General features: G+C 73.4%; 10 protein-coding genes. 2 read left to right on the forward strand and 8 right to left on the reverse strand.

Annotation, left to right across the window (positions count from 1 at the left end; genetic code table 11):
- Positions 1–175: 175 nt before the first annotated feature.
- The 5 genes from JJI54_RS28400 to JJI54_RS28420 form a co-directional block, all read right to left on the reverse strand.
- Positions 176–3,616, reverse strand: a complete 3,441-nt coding sequence (locus JJI54_RS28400; protein WP_203076803.1) for a glycoside hydrolase family 99-like domain-containing protein — start codon at positions 3,614–3,616, stop codon at positions 176–178.
- Positions 3,616–4,500, reverse strand: a complete 885-nt coding sequence (rfbA, locus tag JJI54_RS28405; RefSeq protein ID WP_203076804.1) for a glucose-1-phosphate thymidylyltransferase RfbA — start codon at positions 4,498–4,500, stop codon at positions 3,616–3,618. The genes JJI54_RS28400 and rfbA overlap by 1 nt, the downstream gene beginning before the upstream one ends.
- Positions 4,497–5,405, reverse strand: a complete 909-nt coding sequence (gene rfbD, locus JJI54_RS28410) for a dTDP-4-dehydrorhamnose reductase (protein WP_203076805.1) — start codon at positions 5,403–5,405, stop codon at positions 4,497–4,499. The genes rfbA and rfbD overlap by 4 nt, the downstream gene beginning before the upstream one ends.
- Entirely contained in the window at positions 5,405–6,028 is a 624-nt protein-coding gene (gene rfbC, locus JJI54_RS28415; RefSeq protein WP_226382197.1) for a dTDP-4-dehydrorhamnose 3,5-epimerase, read from the reverse strand. Before rfbC ends, rfbD begins: the two co-directional genes overlap by 1 nt.
- Before the next feature lie 246 nt (positions 6,029–6,274).
- Positions 6,275–7,558, reverse strand: a complete 1,284-nt coding sequence (locus JJI54_RS28420; protein ID WP_203076806.1) for a glycosyltransferase family 4 protein — start codon at positions 7,556–7,558, stop codon at positions 6,275–6,277.
- A gap of 145 nt (positions 7,559–7,703) precedes the next feature.
- On the opposite strand from JJI54_RS28420, the gene araD reads away from it, so the two are divergent.
- Positions 7,704–9,434: an L-arabinonate dehydratase gene (gene araD / locus JJI54_RS28425; protein WP_203076807.1), complete on the forward strand. Its 1,731-nt coding sequence runs from the start codon at positions 7,704–7,706 to the stop codon at positions 9,432–9,434.
- Between the two features lie 48 nt (positions 9,435–9,482).
- On the opposite strand, the gene JJI54_RS28430 is transcribed toward araD, so the two are convergent.
- The 3 genes from JJI54_RS28430 to JJI54_RS28440 form a co-directional block, all read right to left on the reverse strand.
- A complete protein-coding gene (locus tag JJI54_RS28430) occupies positions 9,483–10,700 on the reverse strand; it encodes a glycosyl hydrolase family 8 (protein ID WP_203076808.1) in 1,218 nt (405 codons plus the stop codon).
- Positions 10,701–10,737: 37 nt separating this feature from the next.
- Entirely contained in the window at positions 10,738–11,574 is an 837-nt protein-coding gene (locus JJI54_RS28435) for a hypothetical protein (RefSeq protein ID WP_203076809.1), read from the reverse strand.
- 67 nt (positions 11,575–11,641) lie between these two features.
- On the reverse strand, positions 11,642–12,841 hold the full coding sequence (locus JJI54_RS28440; protein WP_203076810.1) for a response regulator: 1,200 nt from the start codon (positions 12,839–12,841) through the stop codon (positions 11,642–11,644).
- Between the two features lie 310 nt (positions 12,842–13,151).
- On the opposite strand from JJI54_RS28440, the gene JJI54_RS28445 reads away from it, so the two are divergent.
- A complete protein-coding gene (locus tag JJI54_RS28445; RefSeq protein WP_203076811.1) occupies positions 13,152–13,862 on the forward strand; it encodes a response regulator transcription factor in 711 nt (236 codons plus the stop codon).
- The last annotated feature ends 130 nt before the right edge of the window (positions 13,863–13,992 follow it).

The raw sequence follows: 13,992 nt of genomic DNA on the forward strand, positions 1-13,992 counted from the left end.
GAAGCCAGCTTCGGCCACGCTTTCGCGGGCCCCGAGTCCCCGCCCGGCCCCGCGGGCCGGCGGGCCGGGCACCCCGCGGCGGGCCTCCGCGAGTTCTTGCCCGCTATTCAGTAATTGATCGCGATTTCGTGATCAACCGAATCGTCGCCACAGTATTCGTGGCGCGCGCCCGGGATCAGCGGCCCCGGCCGCGCCGTCGCCGCGCCGCTGGGGCTTCGGCCAGCGGCTCCGGCGCGGGCGGTGCCGGGGGGGCGGGCAGGCGCAGCAGCGCCACCTGCGACACCGCGGCACCGGCCAGGCCCCGCATCGCCGCGGCCTCGGATTCGGGCGGCGTGGGGCCGGCGAGCGCCGCCGCCAGCGCGGCGCGGCGCCACAGCACGGCGCCGGGCACGGGATCCCCGCCGGCTTCGCGGATGGCGGCGAAGGCGGCGCCGGGCTCGGCCTCCAGCGCCGCCGCGGCGCGGCGCAGGAAGGGGCCGCCCGGGGCCAGGTCCGGATCGGCCAGCCAGATCAGCGCGGCATCGCTTTCCGCCAGCGCCAGGGCGGCCAGGGCGCGCCAGCCCGGCACGGGCGCCACCACGCGGCGCCAGTGGCGGTGCCAGCGCAGCGCGGCCTCCGCCGCGCCCTGCGCCACCAGCGGGTCCGCCCCATCCTCCGCCACCAGCAGGTCGGCCACCGGCTGGTCCTGCCGGAAGACGGCATCGAGCCGGCTGGCGAGCATGCGGCCGCGCCCCTGGCCCGCCACCACGGCGGCGATGCCCGGCAGCCCCGGCACCAGCCGCGCCAGCAGGGCGCGGGCGTGGCGGGCCTCGTCGAAGCGCGCCCGCGCCGCGGCGTGGCGCGCCTGGCGGGCCGCCGGGGTCGCCGGCGGGTCCAGCAGCCTCGTCGCCTCCTGGGCCATCGCCTCCACATCGCCGAGGGCGACGGCGGCGCCGCCGAATTCCACCGCCAGCGCCGCGGCGCCGCCCGCTTGCTCGAAGGCCAGGATCGGCAGACCGGCGGAGGCGGCTTCCTGCGCCAGCAGCGGGAAGGGGGCCTCGCGCGCGGTCAGCGCCAGCAGGTCCGCGGCCGGCAGCAGGGCGCCGGGATGCGCCAGGTGCTCCACCAGGTGGAACCCCTCCCGCGTCGCGGCCGCGATCTCGCTGCCCATCCAGGCGCGGATGGCGGGGTCCAGCGGCCCGACCCAGGCGGCGGCAAGCCGCGGATGCCGGGCGCGCAGGCGCCGGAAGAGCTGGATGAACAGGTCTATCCCATGGCGCAGGTCGCCCGGCCCGGCGCCCAGCAGCAGGGGGTCGCCGGGCGCGATGCCCAGTGCCTCCCGCGCCGCCAGCGCGGCCGCCGGGTCGGGGGCAGGGGCGGCCGGCAGCCCCGGCTCCAGCACCTCCGGCACCGCGCTGCCGCGCAGCTCCTCCGCCAGCGCGTCCCTGACCGCCACGGCGGGCACCAGGCAGGCATCCACCTGGCCGAGGGCCGCCCGCAGCGCGCCGGTCAGGCCGCGCGCGCGCAGCATGGCCGGCATCTCCTCCAGCAGCAGGGTGGTGCGGATGCCGGCGCGAATGGCGGCGCGCGCCAGGCGGGCGGCCGCGGCGGCATCCATCACGGCGTGGCGGATGCCGCTGGCGCGGGCATTGGCCAGCGCGGCCTCCGCCGCCGTCGCCACCGTCACCGGGCCGAGCCGGGCGAAATCGGGCTCCAGCGGCCCGCCCGCCAGCAGCAGCACCTCCACCCGCAGCCCGCTGCGCCGGGCGATGGCCTGCACGGCGGCGAGCAGGCGACGCGTCGCCTCCCGCTCCTCCGCATCGCCGGCCACCACCAGCAGGCAGGGCACTTCCTGCGCCGCGCGGCCGATGACGGCGCGCGCCGTCGCGTTCAGGAAGGCGTGGCCGTAATGCAGGTCGGGCTCCAGATAGGCGCCCTCGCACCATTCGTTCCAGGCATTGACGCAGACGAAGGGCTCCGCGCCCATGAAGGGCCTGGCCGCCGCGCGCTCCACCAGCTCCCCCAGCCAGGCCTCGTAGGTGGCGGGCGTCGATCCGTGGATGATGACGGTGTTGGTGCCCTGCTTGCGCGGGTCGTTGTCCCAGCCCGGCACCGCGCATTTGATCAGCGGGTATTCGGGCTCCGGCTCCTCCAGCGACACGCGGGCGATGTCGTCATAGCTGAAGACGGTGCCGGTGAAGTCGGGGTCGAGGTAGTCGAGCGACGCGCTGATCGGCATCGCGCGCTTCGTCACCTTGTGCGGCGGGAATTCGATGGCGGCGTCGAAGCCGACCTCCCGCGGGTCGATGTCGTCGAAGCTCTGCGCCATGACGAAGACGGGGTCCTCCCCGTGGTCGTCGCGGAAGCGCTTGCGCCAGCCCGCCACGATCTCCTTCGGCTCCGGCATCAGCCCGGCGCGGTACATCATCAGCAGCGGGCGGCCATTGACGCGGATGTAGCGCGGATCGCGGAAGTGCCGGGCGAGTTCGGCCATCAGCGCGGCCTCCTCCTCCGGCCGGTAGTCCTGGCTCATCAGCACGTCGTTCTCGGCGCCGTCCCAGCGCCGCGTCCAGTTCTCGTTCGCCCACATCAGGGCGAAGGGCATGTCGAGGCTGCGGTCCGCCAGGAAGGCATCGACCGGCTTTTCCAGCAGCCGGTGGCCGTTGAACCAGTACCAGTAGAAGACCCAGCCGAAGACGCCGCCGCGCTTCGCCATCTCGATCTGGCGGCGCATGACGTTCATGTCCGTCAGCGCATAGGGGCCGAGGTCGCGCGGGATGCGCGGCTGGTAGTGGCCGGCGAAGCGCGGCAGGGCGCGCGGCAGGTTGGTCCATTCGGTGAAGCCCTTGCCCCACCAGGCATCGTTCTCCGCGATCGCGTGGAACTGCGGCAGGTAGTAGGTCAGCACCTTGGCGCGCGGGCGGGCGCCATCGGGCAGGGGCTTCGCCTCCTCGAAATCCTCGCCGGCGCGGGTGTTGCGCTTGACCATGCGCGGGATGGTCGGCGTTTCCTGCGGCATGCGCGGATGCACGCCGGGTTCGTGCCGGTGGGCCAGCCAGTGCAGCAGCGGCGGCATCTCCGCCTGCCCGCCCATGTGGCGCTTGACGTAGTAGCGGCTTTCGAAATCGGGCGAGGGTTCGCGCCCTTCCTGCCAGCCGATCGTGACGTAGTGCTCGAAGGGATCGGCGCCGGCGCGCGCCACGTCGCGATAGGTCGCGAGGTAGAATTCCGCGTCGAATTCCGGGATCGGCGCGGCGCCATAGGCGCGGCTGCGCAGGTAATGCGCCAGCGCGGGCTCCGCGGGGTCCAGCCCGTTGCGCACGCGGTACCAGGCCGTGTCGAAATGCGGGCCCGGCTGGCGGCTTTCCAGGTCCCCGTGCATGACATAGTGCAGCACGGGGTCGAAGCCGGCGTCGCGCACATCGGGGTGCTGCGCCAGGTACCAGGCGGGGTCGAGGTAGTAGTTGGGCCGCCGTCCCTCGCGCCATCCGCGCGTCAGGAAATGCAGCGTCGGATCCTCGCCGGCATGGGCGACATCGGCGTTGTTCGCGACATACCATTCGGCATCGAGGATGCCGCTATCCGCCAGCGCCTGCAGGTCCGGCGCCAGCCCATCCCCAGCCGGCGCGCCGTCCATCACTGGTCCTCGCGCGCCAGCAGGCCTTCGAGGTAGGTGCCATAGCCGCTGTTGCGCAGCGGCTTCGCCAGCGCCCGCAGCTGGTCGGCATCGATGAAGCCCATGCGCCAGGCGATCTCCTCCGGCGAGGCCACCTTCTGCCCCGTCCGCTTCTCGATCGCGCGGACGAATTCGCCGGCTTCCAGCAGGCTGTCATGCGTGCCGGTGTCGAGCCAGGCATAGCCGCGGCCGAGCCGCGTGACGCGCAGCGACCCTTCGTCCAGATAGGCGCGGTTGAGGTCGGTGATCTCCAGCTCCCCGCGCGCGGAGGGCTTGAGCCCGCGCGCGATGGCGGGTGCCCGCCCGTCATAGACATAGAGGCCGGTGACCGCCCAGTTGGACTTGGGCGCCTTCGGCTTCTCCTCCAGGCTCAGCGCCGTGCCCTCGCCGTCGAACTCCACCACGCCGTAGCGTTCGGGATCGGCGACGCGATAGGCGAAGACGCCGGCGCCAGCCCCCTGGCTCGCGGCCTCCCGCGCCTCCTTCAGCCGCGTCTCCAGGTCGTGGCCGTGGAACAGGTTGTCGCCCAGCACCAGCGTGCTCGGCGCGCCCGCGAGGAAATCCTCGGACAGCGTCAGCGCGCGGGCGATGCCGTCCGGCTTCTCCTGCACCGTGTAGTCGAAGCGCAGCCCCCAGCGCGCGCCATCGCCGAGCAGCCGCTGGAACAGCGGCATGTCGTGCGGCGTGGAGATGATCATGATCTCCTGGATGCCCGCCAGCATCAGGACCGAGAGCGGATAGTAGATCATCGGCTTGTCGAAGACGGGCAGCAGCTGCTTCGAGACCGCGAGCGTCGCGGGATGCAGCCGCGTGCCGGATCCTCCGGCCAGGACGATGCCCTTCATGGCGCGCCTTCCTTCAACCCCGCGCTGGGCGGGCCGATCAGTTCATCCAGGCAGCGCGCGAGCGAGGCGCGCCAATCCGCGGGCGCGATGCCATGCACCCGCCCGATCTTCGTGCAGTCCAGCCGCCCATCCGCCGGCCGCGTCGCGCGCGTCGGATAGTCGCTGGTGGCGATGGGCGTCACCGCCGGGCGGCGATGGCCGCGCATCGCCGCCTGCGCCAGGATCTCCGTCGCGAAGCCGTGCCAGGTGGTGTGCGGCGCGCCGGAGAGGTGGAACAGGCCGAAGGCCTCGTCCCCCGCCGGTGCCGCCAGCAGCCGGGGCGCCATGGCGAAGACCGCTTCCGCCAGGTCGGCGGCGAAGGTCGGCGCGCCGTGCTGGTCCGCCACCACGCGCAACTCGTCCCGCTCCGCCGCCAGGCGCAGCATGGTCTTCACGAAATTGCCGCCGACCGGGCTGCAGACCCAGGCGGTGCGGAGGATGGCGCTGCGCGGATTGGCGGCCAGCACCGCCCTTTCCCCTTCCTCCTTGCTGCGGCCATAGACGCCGAGGGGGGAGGGCGCATCCGTCTCGACATAGGGCGCGCCCTTGCGGCCGTCGAAGACGTAGTCGGTGGAGAAGTGGATGAAGGGCAGGCCCCGCGCGGCCGCGGCCGCGGCCAGGTTCGCCGCGCCGTCCCGGTTCACCGCCTCCGCCAGCGCCGCGTCGTCCTCCGCCCGGTCCACCGCCGTATAGGCGGCGGCGTTCACCACCGCGTCGGGCGACGCGGCGGCCATGGCGGCCTCGATCGAGGCCCTGTCGGTCAGGTCGAGCGCCGGCGGTTCCAGCGCGGTGAGGGCGTGGCCGGCAAAGCGCGCCGCCAGCGCCCGCGCCACCTGGCCTTCCCGCCCCGCGACCAGCAGGCGCATCAGAAGCAGGGTCCGAGATCGGCGAGCTTCGGCAGCACCCGGTCCTTGTCGGACAGCCGCGCCTGCCCCGGCGCGATGCCCCAGTCGATGCCGAGGGCGGGGTCGTCCCAGGCGATGCCGCGGTCGCAGCCCGGCGCGTAGAGGGCGGAGACCTTGTAGGCGACCTCCGTCTCCGGCTCCCGCGTCGCGAAGCCATGGGCGAAGCCCACGGGGATGTAGAACATCAGCCCGTTCTCCGCCGACAGCTCCGCCGCCACATGCTGGCCGAAGGTGGGGGAGCCGGCGCGCAGATCCACCGCGATGTCCAGGATCCGCCCCCGCAGCACCCGCACCAGCTTGGCCTGCGGCGCCGGCGGCACCTGGAAGTGCAGGCCGCGCACCGTGCCGGGATGGACCGAGAGGGACTGGTTGTCCTGGACGAACTCCTCCGCGATGCCGACGGCGGTGAAGTCCCGGCGGTTGTAGGTCTCGATGAAGACGCCGCGGGAATCCTCGAAGCGGCGGACGGAAAGCAGCAGCGGCCCGTCGATGCCGAAGCCCTGCGCTTCCACATTGCCGGCGCAGCGGATGCCCGTGGCGGGCGCGCGCAGCTCATCCAGCATCGCCGTCATCCCCGCCGTCATCCTGCCGACTTCCCACCGATATTCCTGGCGCTGCGACCCTGGGGCCTGACCACCCGGGCCGAGATCCCCGGGGGCCTGGAACCCTGGGGTTGAACCCTGAGCTTAAACCCGGGGGCCTTGCATAATCCAAGGTAGAGCCCCGCGAAAGGCCGCAAGCCGCGGGCGCTGCCCCCGTCAATGACAAGAAACTCTTTCAATTTCGTCAGCGGGCAATTCCGGTGGCGGGCCGTTGGCCGGGCCTGGCCGCTACCAGCGGGCGGCGTCGGGCTCCGGCGCCGGCTCCCCCCCGGCCGCGATCGTCTCCAGCAGCTCGATCTGCCGGGGCAGGCAGATGGTCTTCAGGTCGAAGCGCTCGATCACGCTGCGCCGCCCGGCGGCGGCGAGGGGCGCATGGGCATCGGGGTCCGCCAGCACGGACAGCACCGTGCGCGCCAGCGCGTCCGGGTCGAAGAAGGGCACCAGCAGGCCGTTATGGCCGTGGCGAATCGCCTCGCTCACCGGCGGCGTGTCGCTGCCCACCACCAGCGCGCCGCAGGCCATCGCCTCCAGCATCGACCAGGACAGGACGAAGGGGTAGGTCAGGTACACATGCGCGCGCGTCACGCGGAACAGGTCGTGCAGCGCGTCATGCGGCACGCGACCGGTGAAGTGGATGCGGCCGAGGTCGAGTTCCCCGCCGACCTCCTCCAGCATCCGGTCCTTCCAGCTTTCCGCCCCCGGCGGCTTCTTGCCGTAGGAGACCTCGTTCCCCCCCACGATCACCGTGTGCAGGTCGGGCCTTTCGCGCTGCAGGCGGGGCAGGGCGCGCATGAAGCTCGGGAAGCCGCGATAGGGCTCCAGGTTCCGCGCGACATAGGAGATGACGGGATCGCCGCGCCGGAATTCCCGCCCCTCCGGCGTGCGGAAGACGGCGCCGGGGCGCGGCGCGCAGCGGTCGGTGTCCACGCCCTCATGCAGCACGGTGATGCGCCGGCGCGCCCAGGCGGGGTAGCGGCTCCATTGCCAGCGGGTGGGGGAGACGCCCCAATCCGCGACCTGGAGGGAGACGAGCTGCGCCGAGTTCAGCACCCGCACCCGCGCGGCATCGTCCAGCGTCACCGGCTGGGCGGGGTCGAAGCCCAGGTCCTGGCCGGCCGCGTTGTAGAAGAACTCCCAGTAGAACAGGGTGCGCGCCTGCGGGAAGACATCCTTCAGGAACAGCCCCTCGCCCCAGCCGGGATGGCAGACGATGAGGTCCGGCCGCAGCCCCTGGTCCCGCGCCTTCACCAGCGCATTCGTCAGGTGCTGCCCGCGGCGGAGCGAGCCCTCGAAGGGGCGGAGGTAGCGATGCGTCTGTTCCCCGGCGCCCTTGGGGGGGCCGTAGGGGATGTAGGTGATGCCCGGCGCCTCGTAGCCCGGCTTCTCGCCCACGCACCAGACCTGCACCCCCTCCCGCTGCGCCATGGCGGGGGCGAGGTGGGCGTATTGGCCCGGGAAGTTCTGGTGGATGAACATCACCCGGAGCGGGCGTTTCAGCGGTAGCGCGGCCATCATGTCTCCGGCGGAAACGGCGGGACGGTGGGGGACCTGCCGGCGCCGGTCAAGCGGCGCACCCCGCCGGGGCCTGCCGGGCTGGTCGGGCCGGGCGACGGGTGGCAGGCTGCGGCCCGCTCGACCAAGGGGGGATCACCGCATCATGGGCACTCGCAAGCGGCCGGAGGAACTTCGCAGCCATCGCTGGTACGGGGTGGATGACCTCCGCGCCTTCGGCCACCGGTCGCGCATGCTCCAGATGGGCTTCTCGGAGGCCGATTTCCGCGGCAAGCCGGTGATCGGCATCATCAACACCTGGTCGGAGCTGAGCCCCTGCCACTTCCACTTCCGCACGCGGGCGGAGGAGGTGAAGCGCGGCGTCTGGCAGGCCGGCGGCTTCCCGGTGGAACTGCCGGCGCATCCGGTGACCGAGCAGTACATGAAGCCCACCAGCATGCTCTACCGGAACATGCTGGCGATGGAGACGGAGGAACTGGCGCGCAGCCAGCCCTGTGACGGCCTGGTGCTGCTGGGCGGCTGCGACAAGACGCCGCCGGGCCTGGTGATGGGCGCGCTGTCCATGGGCCTGCCCTTCATCTTCGTCCCCGCCGGGCCGATGCTGCGCGGCAATTGGCGGGGCAAGACGCTGGGCTCGGGCTCCGACGTCTGGAAGTACAATGCCGAACTGCGCGCCGGGAACATCACCGAAGCCCAGTGGAAGGACATGGAGACGGGCATCGCCCGGTCCTTCGGCACCTGCATGACGGCCGGCACGGCGGCCACCATGATGCTGGCCTGCGAGGCGATGGGCCTGACCTTGCCCGGCGCCTCCTCCATCCCGGCGCCGGATGCCAACCACCCCCGCATGGCCACCGATTCCGGCCGCCGCATCGTGGAGATGGTGTGGGAGGACCTGACCCCGGCCGCGATGCTGACGCAGGGCAGCGTGGACAATGCGGTCGCCGCCACCATGGCCTTCGGCGGATCGACCAACGCCATCATCCACATCATCGCCATGGCCCGCCGCGCCGGGCTGGAGCTGGACCTGGAGCGCTTCGACACCATCAGCCGCCGCGTGCCGCTGATCGCCAATCTCCGCCCCAATGCGGGCGAGGCGCTGATGGAGGATTTCTTCTACGCTGGCGGCAGCCGCGCCTTCCTCAAGCGCCTCTCGCCGCATCTCGACCTGACGGCGAAGACGGTCAGCGGTCGCACCATGGGCGAGGACATCGCGGATGCGGAGGTCTTCAACGACGAGGTCATCCGCCCGCTCGACCGGCCGATCCAGGCGGAAGGCGGGCTCGCGGTGGTGAAGGGCACGCTGGCGCCGAAGGGGGCGGTCATCAAGACCTCCGCCGCCGATCCGCGGCTGCTGACCCATACCGGGCCGGCGGTGGTCTTCGACAACTACGCGGACCTCAAGAAGCGGCTGGATGACCCGGACCTCGATGTCACGGCGGACAGCGTGCTGGTGCTGCGGTCGTCGGGGCCGCAGGGCGGACCGGGCATGCCCGAATGGGGGATGATGCCGATCCCGCAGAAGCTGCTGAAGCAGGGGGTGCGGGACATGGTGCGCCTGTCCGATGCCCGGATGTCCGGCACCAGCTACGGCACCTGCGTGCTGCATGTGGCGCCCGAATCGCATGTCGGCGGGCCGCTGGCGCTGGTGCGGGATGGCGACCTCATTCGCCTCGACGTCCCCAACCGCAAGCTCGACCTGCTGGTCGATGAGGCGGAGATGGAGCGCCGCCGCGCCGCCTGGACGCCGCCCCTGCGCCGCTACGAACGCGGCTGGACGTCGATGTATCTCGACCAGGTCACCCAGGCCGATGAAGGGTGCGACCTCCGCTTCCTGGAAGCCGGGGCGCCGACGCCGGAGCCCGACATCTACTGAAGGGCCGCGCCCGGGCGCCACGGCCGGCGCCCGGGATCCCGCCGCGCCTCATGCCCCGTTCCACAGCCGGCGCAGCCCGCCGGCCACCGCGTTGCGCGGGGGCGGCGCCGCCGGCGGCGGGCCGCCGGCCATCAGGTTGCGCGGATTCTCGCGCAGCGCGATGCGCGACAGGATCGCGAGCGCCGCGCTGTAGTAGTCGGGGCTGCGCGCCACGCTCGGCAGCGGCTTGGCGATGCCGCGGTGCCAGCCCGTCGCCGTCGTCACCTCCGCCACCGCATTGATGCCGGAGGGGGCGGAATAGGGCGCGACCTGGCCGGTGCGCAAATCCGTCCAGGCCGGGCGGACGGAGAAGCCGGGGTCGTTCCAGAAATTGTTGGCGGCACGCACCGCGGGTTCGTCCGTCATGCCCGCCCAGGCCATGTGGAGCGGCACGCGCACCGCGTCATAGCTGAAGCGCGTGGGCCAGCCCGCCGCCGGGCGCGCCTGGCCGCTGCCGCCGCGGCCGATCTCCACCCAATCCGCCGGCAGGCCCCAGCGGCCGTAGCGCATGCCGCGCAGCATCTGCACGCCATCGCCCATCACCCGCTGCCAGGCCCGGTCGGGCACCGTGCGGCTCAGCGCGAACAGGGCGGGGAAGGCGTAGTAGGACGGGTTCACCACCACGCGGTCGGCATGCTGGAAGCCCTGCGCCGCGGGCAGCAGCACCATCCGGCCGTTCACCTCCATGACCAGTCGCGAGAGCACCGCCTGGCCGATCGCGATCCCGTCGCGCCGGTATTCCGCGTCCCGCCAGCGATCGGCCGCGCGCAGCAGCGCCCAGGCGATGTAGAGGTCCCCGTCCGTCGCATTGTTCGGGTCATCCACCCGCACCCGCTGGTCCGGGCGGAAGCGCCAGGAATGCAGGCCATCGGGGCGCCGCAGCGTCCGCCGCGCCCATTGATAGACGCGGTCGAAGGTCGGCCGGTCGTCGAAGGCCTCGGCGAAGAGCATGGCGTAGCCCTGGCCCTCGCTGTGGCTGATGCCCTGGTTGCCGGTATCCACGACGCGCCCGTCGCCCAGGATGTAGCGGTCGCGGAAGGCGCGGTACTGCGCCGCGGGGTCGTCTGGGCCCGTCGCCTCCTCCCCCCCGCTGGTGGCGGCGCCGCAGGCGGGCGTCAGCACCAGGGCGGTGGTGGCGCCGGCCAGGATCAGCCGGCGGGTGATGCGGGAGGGTGGCGCCTTGGGCGCCGCTTCCTGGGCAGGCAGGGTCAGGGCTTCGCTGAGCATGGCATCGATCCTCGGGATGGCGTGCAGGGGGCGCGCGTCAGGCGGCGCGGAAGCTGATGCGGGCGCGGAGCCCGGTGCCGGGCGGGGCCCAGATGTCGATGCGGTGGCCCTGCGCCTGGACCAGGCGGCGGGCGATCGCCATCGGCAATTCGCGGACGAGGCGGGAGCGCGCCCCGGGCTGCAGCGTGCCGACCGAGACGCGCTGGACGACGAGGTCCATCACCGTCTCCCCGGCCCCCGCCGTCAGCGACAGCTCGGCCCGCGCGGGGCCGGCGCAATTCGCCTGGCCGTGCAGGGCCAGCAGCTCCAGCGCCCGCAGCAGCCGGGGGGGATCCAGCAGGCAGCGCTGTTCCGCCGGCGCCAGGTTGCGCAGGCCGCAGCGGATGCCCTGGTCCGCCAGCGCGGCCACCGCGTCCCAGGCCAGCACCCGCATCAGGCTGGGCGCCACGGCCGGCGGCGTTTCCGCCGCGGCGGCGACGGCGGCGCCGAGCAGGCCCTCGACCAGGGAGAAGAGGCTGGGCTGCGGCTCCTCCCGGTCCCATTCCGTCATGGAGAGCGGCGCGGCTTCCTCCCGCCCCGCCGCGTCCAGCACCGCCGCCATCTCACCGCGCAGGCGCTGCATCATGGCCTGCAGCCCGGCCTCCGACCCCGCCCGGGGCATGGGCAGCTGCACGCGGCGGTCGCCCGGCGGCGGTTCCGCCCAGCCGAGGCGCGGGCCATCCGACCGCCGGCGCCCATAGGTCGGGCGGCTGGGATGCAGCGCCTGGCGCGGGGCCTCCGCCAGCGGGGCGGCGGGCGGCGCGGCGATCGGCAGGGGCGCCGGGGCGGCGGCCGGGGCCTGGGCGGCGGACATGGAAAGGGCGTCGGCGAACATGGGTGTTCTCCCTCGTCGTCATCGATGCGGTGATGGGCGGTGGGGCGGCCCCGGGCGGGGCCCTCGGTCAGGCGTCCTGGATCACCAGCCGGGCGCGCAGGCCGCCGGTCGGGATGGGCCAGGCATCCAGGCGCCCGCCGAGCGCGGCGACGATGCGGCGCGCCACGGCGATGGGCAGGCCGCGTTCCGCCAGCGGTTCCGGCGCCACGGGTTCCGGCAGGCCGGGCCGCAGCAGCAGGTCGAGCCGCGCCTGCCCCGCCCCGGCATCCAGCGACAGCTCCGCCGTGCCGGGCGCGCCGCCGAAGGCGCGGTGGCCCAGCAGGGCGATCACCCGCAGCAGCCGGGCGCAGTCGATCTCGAAGGCCGGGTCGGCATCGGGCTGCAGGGTGATGCGGCGCGAACAGCTGGCGCCCTGGCTGCGCAGCTGCGCCGCCACCGCGCCCATCAGCGCATGGGCGGAAACCGGGTCGCGCTGCGGCACGGCCTCGCCCTCCTCCAGCGCCCGGGCATCGGCGAGGTCATCGACCAGGCCCTGCACGAGCCGGTCGGCCCCGCCGCCGTCCTCGGGGAAGCGGGGGGTGGCGCGGCGTTCCACGGGGCGGCCGGCCCAGGCCGGCTCCGGCACGGGGGAAGGCCACGCCGCCGCCGCCCGGTGCACCAGCGGCAGGCCCGCCGGCGCCCGCGTGGCCCCGCCCGGGGCGGCATCGGCGGCCGGCCGCGGCGGCCAGGCCTCCGCCTTGCCGCGCCGCCGCGCGGCGCTGCCCAGCGCATCCTCCACCATCTGCGCCAGGTCCACGCCCCGCATGGGCTTGCGGAGCACCCCGAAGGCGCCGATCCGGCTGGCCGACAGCCCCTGCGCGACGGAGGCGTAGCCCGTCACCAGCAGCACCTCCAGCGCCTCGGCCTCCCGCCGCCCGGCCAGCGCGGCTTCCGCCAGCGCGATCCCGTCCATGCCGGGCATGCGGATATCCGTGACCAGCGCGCCGATATCCGGCCGGCTGGCGAGGATGGAGAGCGCCATCCGCGCCGAGCCGGCCGAGAGCACCGAAAGCCCGCGCCGCCCGAGCGCGACCGTCAGCTCCTCCAGCACCTCCGCCTCGTCATCCACCACCAGCACCGACATCGGGTCCCGCGTGGCGGCAAGGGCGGGGAAGCGCAGGCTCAGGCCCGGCGCGAAGGCCCGCGCCGCCTGGTCCGGCACCTCCCGCGCCTGCGGCCCGTGGCCCCGGTGCCCGGCAAGGCTGGCTGGTCCGATCGGCATGGTCATGGTGCGGCTCCGTCCTCGATCCGGTGGCGGGGCGGCGGTGCCCCGTGGTGACGGGCCGATGAATGAGACGGAGACGCGTCGTCGTGTTGTCGCCTTTCGTGTTAACTATTCTCGCAGTGACTGAGACGGACTCTCGACGTCATCCGGCGTCTTCCGGTAAAGCTGATTGTCGAGGAGGGTCTCCATCGGCGGAGACATCCTGCGTCTGGGGAGACGAAGGATGACATCGCGGACAGGGGGGCCAGCGCGCGGCGCGCCGGGCCGGGGCTTTGCCGAAGGCCAGGCCGGCTTTGCGGAATCGTCGCCCGCCATGACGGAAGTGCCGGGCGCGGCGCTGACGCCGCTGGTGCTGCTGGCCGATGACGAGCGTGAACTCACGGATGAGATGGCGGCCTATCTGCAGCGCTACGGGTTGCGCACGCTGGTCGCCAATTCCTTCCAGGCGGCGCTCGCCATCCTCGACACGCAGCGACCGGACGCGATCATCCTGGACCAGCGGCTGGGGCCGGTGGACACGCTGCCGCACCTGCCCGAGCTGCGCGCGCGGACCGATGCGCCGATCCTGATCGTCACCGGCAACCGGGAGGAGACGGACCGTGTGCTGGGCCTCGAACTCGGCGCCGACGACTTCCTGGTGAAGCCGGTCTCGGGCCGCGAACTGGTGGCCCGCCTGCGCGCCCGGATCCGCCGCCCCGGCAATGCCGCCGCGCCGGCGCCGCGGCGGGATCGCTGGCGGCTTCAGCCGGTGGAACGCCGCCTGCTGCGCCCCGACGGCACCGTGCTGGAACTGACGACGGCGGAATTCGACCTGCTGGCCGTCATGGCCTCCCAACCCGGGGAGGTGCAGACGCGGGAGGCGCTGACGCAGCTGGTCTTCCGCCGCCCCTGGCGGCCGGGCGACCGGGCGGTGGACAACGCCGTGCTGCACCTGCGCCAGAAGCTGGCGCCGGAGCTGGGGGAGCGGTGCATCGTCACCATCCGTCAGGTCGGCTACGTCTTCATCGGCTTCCCGAATTCCTGATTTTTCGCCGTCAACTCAATAAGTTGATGCTCGCCGCCGGGTTGCGTGGCGTCGCCCTGCCGGCGACACGGCACGACAAAGGCGCCTAATTCGCGGCGGGCGGGCGCGGCGGGCGGCGACAAAGCGCCTG

Origin of the sequence: Falsiroseomonas ponticola (genome assembly GCF_016805305.1) — a bacterium.
GTDB classification, from domain to species: Bacteria; Pseudomonadota; Alphaproteobacteria; order Acetobacterales; family Acetobacteraceae; genus Falsiroseomonas; species Falsiroseomonas ponticola.

Excerpts from the sequence above, each read along its gene's own strand:
- JJI54_RS28400 (WP_203076803.1), bottom strand. The coding sequence starts at position 3,616 with ATGGACGGCGCGCCGGCTGGGGATGGGCTGGCGCCGGACCTGCAGGCG.
- rfbA (WP_203076804.1), bottom strand. The coding sequence starts at position 4,500 with ATGAAGGGCATCGTCCTGGCCGGAGGATCCGGCACGCGGCTGCATCCC.
- JJI54_RS28440 (WP_203076810.1), bottom strand. The coding sequence starts at position 12,841 with ATGACCATGCCGATCGGACCAGCCAGCCTTGCCGGGCACCGGGGCCAC.
- rfbC (WP_226382197.1), bottom strand. The coding sequence starts at position 6,028 with ATGACGGCGGGGATGACGGCGATGCTGGATGAGCTGCGCGCGCCCGCC.
- araD (WP_203076807.1), top strand. The coding sequence starts at position 7,704 with ATGGGCACTCGCAAGCGGCCGGAGGAACTTCGCAGCCATCGCTGGTAC.
- JJI54_RS28445 (WP_203076811.1), top strand. The coding sequence starts at position 13,152 with ATGACGGAAGTGCCGGGCGCGGCGCTGACGCCGCTGGTGCTGCTGGCC.
- JJI54_RS28420 (WP_203076806.1), bottom strand. The coding sequence starts at position 7,558 with ATGGCCGCGCTACCGCTGAAACGCCCGCTCCGGGTGATGTTCATCCAC.
- rfbD (WP_203076805.1), bottom strand. The coding sequence starts at position 5,405 with ATGCGCCTGCTGGTCGCGGGGCGGGAAGGCCAGGTGGCGCGGGCGCTG.
- JJI54_RS28430 (WP_203076808.1), bottom strand. The coding sequence starts at position 10,700 with ATGCTCAGCGAAGCCCTGACCCTGCCTGCCCAGGAAGCGGCGCCCAAG.
- JJI54_RS28435 (WP_203076809.1), bottom strand. The coding sequence starts at position 11,574 with ATGTTCGCCGACGCCCTTTCCATGTCCGCCGCCCAGGCCCCGGCCGCC.